Origin of the sequence: Nocardia sp. NPDC002869, assembly GCF_046764065.1 — a bacterium.
GTDB lineage: Bacteria > Actinomycetota > Actinomycetes > Mycobacteriales > Mycobacteriaceae > Nocardia > Nocardia rhamnosiphila.
The window spans coordinates 21,876-28,037 of the sequence record NZ_JBKOOL010000069.1 but is presented as its reverse complement, the minus strand read 5'-3'; the positions used below and the strand labels follow the sequence as shown (position 1 = coordinate 28,037).

The window sequence follows — 6,162 nt, the reverse complement described above, 5'->3', positions numbered from 1 at the left end:
CGGTGTGCCCGGCACACCGCGCGACCGGCGCAATCGGTCCGGGCGAGGTGCCCGCACCGCATTCGCAGGAAGGTTCACTCGATGCCGGACGCCCCCGAAACCGCCGAACCGGCCGTGTCCTCGTTCTCCACCCGGATCCGGGAGGCCACCACCCGCGAACACGAGGAGGCAGAGAACTCGACCTTCATCACCGAGATGCTGGGCGGGTCACTGGGGCTCGAGTCGTATCGCCGATACACCGGTCAGCTCTGGTTCATCTACCGGGCCCTGGAGTCGCATGCCGACGCGCTCGCCACCGACCCGGTGGCCGGCCCGTTCATCAAACCGGAACTGGCCCGCACCGCCGAGCTGGAACGGGACCTCGCCCATCTCGCCGGCCCGGGCTGGCGCGAAGAACTCATGCCGCTGCCCGCCACGGCCGCCTACGCCGCGCGGATCGAGGAATGCGCCCGGACATGGCCGGGCGGCTATATCGCCCACCACTACACCCGTTACCTCGGTGACCTCTCCGGCGGTCAGGTGATCCGCGGCAATGCGGAAAAACTGTGGGACCTACCCCACCGGGGCGACGGGGTGCGGTTCTACGTCTTCGAGCAGATCGGTAATCCCGCGGCGTTCAAACGCGACTACCGGGCACTGCTCGACCGGATCGGGGTGGACGAGCTCGAGCAGCGCCGCATCCTCGACGAGGGCAAACGCGCCTTCGTACTCAACCGCGCGGTGTTCACCGAACTGGCCGCCGAATTCCCGGCCCGGCGCCCTTCCTGATCGGCGACCGGCCGACCTGGTCGTCTGATACATTCCGGCCCGTAGCCACCGTGAGCGAAGGGTGAACCGTGTCCGAAACCTCTCCCGCCGACCCGGTACCGGCCGACGAGTACCCCGTGATCGTCGTCGGGGCCGGGCTGGCCGGTCTCGTCGCCACCTATGAGCTGACCAAGGCCGGACACCGGGTGCTCGTACTCGACCAGGAGAACCGCAACAACCTGGGCGGCCAGGCGTTCTGGTCGCTCGGCGGCCTGTTCTTCGTGGACAGCCCGGAGCAGCGGCGCCTCGGTATCAAGGACTCCTACGAGCTGGCGCTGCAGGACTGGCTGGGTTCGGCCGGGTTCGACCGCGACGACGAGGACCATTGGGCCCGGCAGTGGGCCGAGGCCTACGTCCGGTTCGCCGCCACCGAGAAGCGCGACTATCTCTACGACCTCGGCCTGCGGGTAACCCCGCTGGTCGGCTGGGCCGAACGCGGCGGCGCCCTCGCCGACGGGCACGGGAACTCGGTACCGCGGTTCCATATCTCCTGGGGCACCGGGCCGGGCGTGCTCGAGGTGTTCCTGAATCCCGTGCTGGACGCCGAGCGCAAGGGCCTGGTGCGTTTCGCGTTCCGCCACCGGGTCGACGAACTGCTCGTCCACGACGGCGCGGTCACCGGGGTGCGCGGCAGCGTTCTCGAACCGACCGAACTCGCCCGCGGTGTCGCGTCCTCGCGCACGGTGGTGGGCGATTTCGAACTCCACGCCCGGGCCGTGCTGGTCACCTCCGGCGGTATCGGCCACAATTACGACCTCATCCGGCAGAACTGGCCGACGGACCGGCTCGGCCCCGCACCGCGCACCATGATCTCGGGAGTGCCCGCCCATGTGGACGGGCGAATGCTCGGTATCTCCGAATCGGCCGGCGCCGCCCTGGTGAACCGGGACCGGATGTGGCACTACACCGAAGGCATCAACAACTGGGACCCGATCTGGCCCGATCACGCCATCCGGATCATTCCCGGCCCGTCGTCGCTGTGGTTCGACGCGAACGGTCGACGACTGCCGGCGCCGTGCTTCCCCGGTTTCGATACCAATTCGACCATGAAGGCGATTCTGGCGACCGGCTACGACTATTCGTGGTTCGTGCTGACCCAGTCGATCATCGAGAAAGAATTCGCGCTGTCCGGGTCCGAGCAGAACCCGGACATCACCAGCAAGGACCGGCTCACCACGGTCCGCAGCCGCTTCACCAAGGGCGCCCCGCAACCGGTGGAGGCGTTCAAGGAACACGGGGTCGATTTCGTGGTGGCCGATACGCTGCGCGAACTCGTCGACGGAATGAACGGCCTCGCCCGCGGCCCGCAATTGGACTACGCCGCAATGGAACGGCAGATCGTGGCCCGCGATCGCGAGATCACCAACAAGTTCAGCAAGGACGCCCAGGTGACGGCGATCCATAACGCGCGCACCTTCTTCGGGGACCGCACCGCCCGGGTCGCCAAACCGCATCGGATTCTCGATCCGGCCGCCGGCCCGCTCATCGCGGTCCGGCTCAATATCCTGACCCGCAAAACCCTCGGCGGACTGCAGACCGATCTTCATTCCCGGGTGATGCGACCGGACGGCACCCCGCTGCCCGGCCTCTACGCCGCCGGAGAGGTCGCCGGCTTCGGCGGCGGCGGCGTGCACGGATACAACGCCCTGGAAGGAACGTTCCTGGGCGGCTGCATATTTTCCGGCCGGACCGCCGGCCGTGCACTCGCCACCACGCTGAGCCACGCCTGAACAGCCGGCCCGGCCTGCCACGGCCGGGCCCGGTCTAGTCCTGCGAGAGCAGCCGTCCCGCCTCGGCGGCCAGCGCCGACAGCTGCCGGGCCTGTCGTCCGGTATCGATGGCCGGGCGACCGGAACCGATCCGGGTGGCCAGCGACAATGCCGCCACCGTGACCCCGCGGCGGCGTACCGGTACGGCCACACAGCCGATACCGGAGACCGCTTCTTCGTTGTCGACGGCGATACCCTGCCTGCCGCGGATCCGCGCCAGCTCCCGATGCAGTTCCAGTCGATCACCGATGGTGCGCGGGGTCAGCCGGGGAAGCTGTTCGCGCAGTGAGGTTTCCACCACGCCGGGATCCAGGCTCGCCAGCAGCGCCTTGCCCAGCGCGGTGCTGTGCGCCGGCAATCTACCGCCGACCCGGGTGGGGACGGCCGCGCTCTGCCGGCCGCCGGTCTTGTCCAGATAGACGACATCGCGGCCGTCGAGCACCCCCAGATGCCCGACCGACAGGGTGCGCTGGCACAGCTCGTGCAGCAGCGGGCCGATCACCGCCCGTAATTCGTTGTGGCCCGCGGCCAGCCCACCCAGTTCCAGGGTGCGCAGGCCCAGCCGGTAACCGCCCGGATAGTGCGCCAGCCAGCGCAACCGGATCATCTGGTCCAGGATGCGATGGACCGTGGAACGCGGCAACCCGGTGCGTTCCACCAGATCCTGCAGCGTGAGCACGGGCGTCGCCGGCTCGAAAGCGTCCAGGATCAATGTCATCCGCTCGATCATCGACACGGGGGGCGCGGGCCGGGCCGGGGTTTGCGCACCCCGCCACGACCCGCCCGGCTCCGGGTCGGCCAGCACCTCGACCGTCATGACTTACCTCCATCGTGCAGCCCGGCCAGCATATGCGCAGCGAACCGCACCGTACCGACCATGCCCCTTTCCGTACCCGTGCGAACCATCACAGGCCGCTCAACTCGGCAAGAAGGGTGCGTTGAAAACACTGCACAGCCACCGTCCGTCCACCAGTTCCATCACCGTGGACACCGACTGCTCCCGCGTCGTCTCCGCCTCGCCCGCAACCTGATTGACAGTGGTGATCTGTACCTGGACGTCGGCGCGGGTGTCGCCGTCGGTCATGGTCGCCGTACAGTTGGTGTCCCCCGCCCGGGAACGCTCCGGGTCGGCGGAGATCAGTACCCGGACCATCGGCAGCACGGTCGCGGCCTGGCTCTTCCACTGGCCGGTGGCGCCGGCCTGTACCTTCTGCTCCCAGCCCGCCGGGTCGTCGTAGTCGTAGCCGGCGACGAGCGCGGTGTACGCGCAGGCCGCCTGTTCGGCGGCGGTTTTCGCATCGGCGGGAGGCGGCGCGGCCACTTCACCGCCCCCACCGCGCAGGAGGTCGGTGAGCCAGACGCTCGCACCGACCACCGCGACCACGGCGAGGGACGCGAGCAGACGGCGCCGCGCGCGCGGCGGTTCGGCCTGTCCGACCGCGGCGGGCGGCGCCGGAACCGGCACGGTGCGCACGGCCGGCACGGTCACCGCGGGTTCGGTGAGCGCGCGGCGCGCGGCCAGTGCCAATTCACCGCAGCCGGAGAACCGTTCGTCCCGGTCCTTGGCCATGGCGCGGGCGATGACGCCGTCGAATCCGGACGGCAGCCGCGGATCCACCGCCGAGGGCCGTGGCACCGGAGCATTGAGATGGGCGTTGATGAGGGCCCCGGTGGTCGCGACCGGATACGGCAAGCGCCCGGTCAGCAGGTAGTAGAGGGTGCAGCCGAGCGAGTACACGTCGGCGCGGCGGTCGATATCGGGGCGCATCTCGAACTGCTCGGGCGCGGCGTAGTGGAAACTCGCGTACAACTCTCCGGTGCGCGTGAGTCCGTCGGTACGATCCAGCGCTTTGGCGATACCGAAATCGGAGAGGTACACCTGCTGCTGTTCACCCCAGGCCAGCAGGATGTTCGCGGGTTTCACGTCCCGGTGCAGTACACCCGCCGCGTGGGCGTGATCGAGGGCGCGCGCGGTTTCCTCGGTGATCCGCACCGCGTGATCGGGCCGTACCGGCCCGCGCCGCAGCACCGCCGCCACATCGGTGCCCTCGATGTACTGGATCGCCATCCACAGCCGGCCCTGTTCCTCGCCGCGGGCGTACACGGCGACGATATTGGGATGGGACAGCCGCGCCGCGGTATCGGCCTCCCGCAGGAAGCGGGCCCGGACGTCGCGGTCGTCGCCGGCGATGGGGGTCAGCAACTTCAGCGCCACGGGCCGCGGCAGATCACGGTCGCGGGCGAGATAGACCTCGCCCATTCCGCCGGCGCCCAGCAGGCGGTCGATCCGGTAACCGGCGAAGATCTGGCCCGGTTCGAGGCCGCTCTTCACGCGGTGCGCGGGCCGGGCCGGCCGTAGGCCTGCGGGCCGGGCGCGGGACCCGCCCGGCCCGCCGTGGCCGGCGCCGGTGCCGAGGGCGCGGCGGCCGCGAGCGCGGGCTCGGCCTCCGCTTCCACGGTGGCGTGCACGATATCGCGGTGCAACTCCGAGGACTCCTCGAAAACCGGCGCGAACCGGGTGCACCAACCACACCAGGTCGCCCAGAAGTCCACCAGCACGATGTGATTGGTGGACACCACCGTCTGGAAACTCTGCTGTGTCAGGGGCGTCGTCGGCATGGTAGTCCTCCCGCGGCCCGACCCCGGACCGCCCCGCGTGCGTACTGGCCCCGTCCGCAATCCGTGTACGAACGGGCTCCGGCAGCCGGGAGGAAAGGCACACTCCGACCGCCGATATCCGGCAGCCTACGCGGCCGGGGGCGGTGCCGCGCGGCCCGGTCGCGCACCTCGTGCGGCGGCCCCGGCCGCCGCCCGGCCGCACCTGTGACGATAACGTGTTCTCATGAGCGAGAACGAGGCCGGGGACGTCCTGCCCGATGCCGAGCATCACGAGGGCGGATTCCGGCCGATGTCGGAGTTGATGGAGGCGGTCCGCACTGTCGACACCAGCCGCGGCGGCCCGCACTACGGCGACTTCATCGAACAGGTGCGCACGCTCATGGACCGTGCCCGGCTGGCGGTGCCGCCGGACGATCTGGTGCAGGAAGCGGCCGGCATCCTGGAGAAGCTGAACGACCGGCTGGGCGCCTATGTCGGCGAGGAATGGGACGCGCCGGGCTGGACCCGGTTCGATCTACCCTCCCGGGGCAACGTGACGCTGCCGCCGTACCAGGTGGATCGGGTGAACCGCGACGGTGTCCAGGCGCGGATCACCTACCGCACCTTCCATCTCGGCGGTAACGCCGCCGCCCACGGCGGGTACATCTCGCTGGGCTTCGACGATCTGATGGGGCTGGCCGGATCGGCGCACTCCGGGTCGGTGACCCGTACGGCATCGCTCACGGTGGACTATCGGTCGATCACACCGTTGAACAAGGAACTGGCGCTGCATGCCTGGGCCGAACGCCAAGAGGGCCGCAAGGTCTGGATCAAGGCCACGCTGCACGACGGCGACCGGCTCTGCGCCGAGGCCCACGGCCTGTTCATCGTCTTGAAGCCCGGCCAGCCCTGATCCCGGTCCGGCCGGCCACCACCGCGGAAACCGGTAGTGGCGGCCGGATGCCGCGCCGGGCACGGTGAACCGGGC

At 69.8% G+C, this 6,162-nt stretch carries 6 protein-coding genes; 3 read left to right on the top strand and 3 right to left on the bottom strand.

Annotated features, from left to right (window positions below):
* Positions 1–81 precede the first annotated feature (81 nt).
* Both ACLML9_RS15025 and ACLML9_RS15020 read left to right on the top strand, forming a co-directional pair.
* Positions 82–768, top strand: a complete 687-nt coding sequence (locus ACLML9_RS15025) for a heme oxygenase (biliverdin-producing) (RefSeq protein ID WP_411946106.1) — start codon at positions 82–84, stop codon at positions 766–768.
* A gap of 68 nt (positions 769–836) precedes the next feature.
* On the top strand, positions 837–2,537 hold the full coding sequence (locus tag ACLML9_RS15020; RefSeq protein ID WP_411946105.1) for an FAD-binding dehydrogenase: 1,701 nt from the start codon (positions 837–839) through the stop codon (positions 2,535–2,537).
* A 34-nt stretch (positions 2,538–2,571) separates the two neighbouring features.
* Here the strand turns inward: ACLML9_RS15020 and ACLML9_RS15015 are convergent, their stop codons facing one another.
* The 3 genes from ACLML9_RS15015 to ACLML9_RS15005 form a co-directional block, all read right to left on the bottom strand.
* Positions 2,572–3,393, bottom strand: a complete 822-nt coding sequence (locus tag ACLML9_RS15015; protein WP_411946104.1) for an IclR family transcriptional regulator — start codon at positions 3,391–3,393, stop codon at positions 2,572–2,574.
* A 99-nt stretch (positions 3,394–3,492) separates the two neighbouring features.
* Entirely contained in the window at positions 3,493–4,908 is a 1,416-nt protein-coding gene (locus ACLML9_RS15010; protein WP_411946103.1) for a serine/threonine-protein kinase, read from the bottom strand.
* Positions 4,905–5,195: a thioredoxin family protein gene (locus ACLML9_RS15005; protein WP_411946102.1), complete on the bottom strand. Its 291-nt coding sequence runs from the start codon at positions 5,193–5,195 to the stop codon at positions 4,905–4,907. The genes ACLML9_RS15010 and ACLML9_RS15005 overlap by 4 nt, the downstream gene beginning before the upstream one ends.
* Before the next feature lie 223 nt (positions 5,196–5,418).
* Here ACLML9_RS15005 and ACLML9_RS15000 point away from each other — a divergent pair, with 223 nt between their 5' ends.
* Complete coding sequence (locus ACLML9_RS15000; RefSeq protein WP_411946101.1) at positions 5,419–6,087, top strand: PaaI family thioesterase; 669 nt, start codon at positions 5,419–5,421, stop codon at positions 6,085–6,087.
* The last annotated feature ends 75 nt before the right edge of the window (positions 6,088–6,162 follow it).

Excerpts from the sequence above, each read along its gene's own strand:
- ACLML9_RS15025 (WP_411946106.1), top strand. The coding sequence starts at position 82 with ATGCCGGACGCCCCCGAAACCGCCGAACCGGCCGTGTCCTCGTTCTCC.
- ACLML9_RS15015 (WP_411946104.1), bottom strand. The coding sequence starts at position 3,393 with ATGACGGTCGAGGTGCTGGCCGACCCGGAGCCGGGCGGGTCGTGGCGG.
- ACLML9_RS15005 (WP_411946102.1), bottom strand. The coding sequence starts at position 5,195 with ATGCCGACGACGCCCCTGACACAGCAGAGTTTCCAGACGGTGGTGTCC.
- ACLML9_RS15000 (WP_411946101.1), top strand. The coding sequence starts at position 5,419 with ATGAGCGAGAACGAGGCCGGGGACGTCCTGCCCGATGCCGAGCATCAC.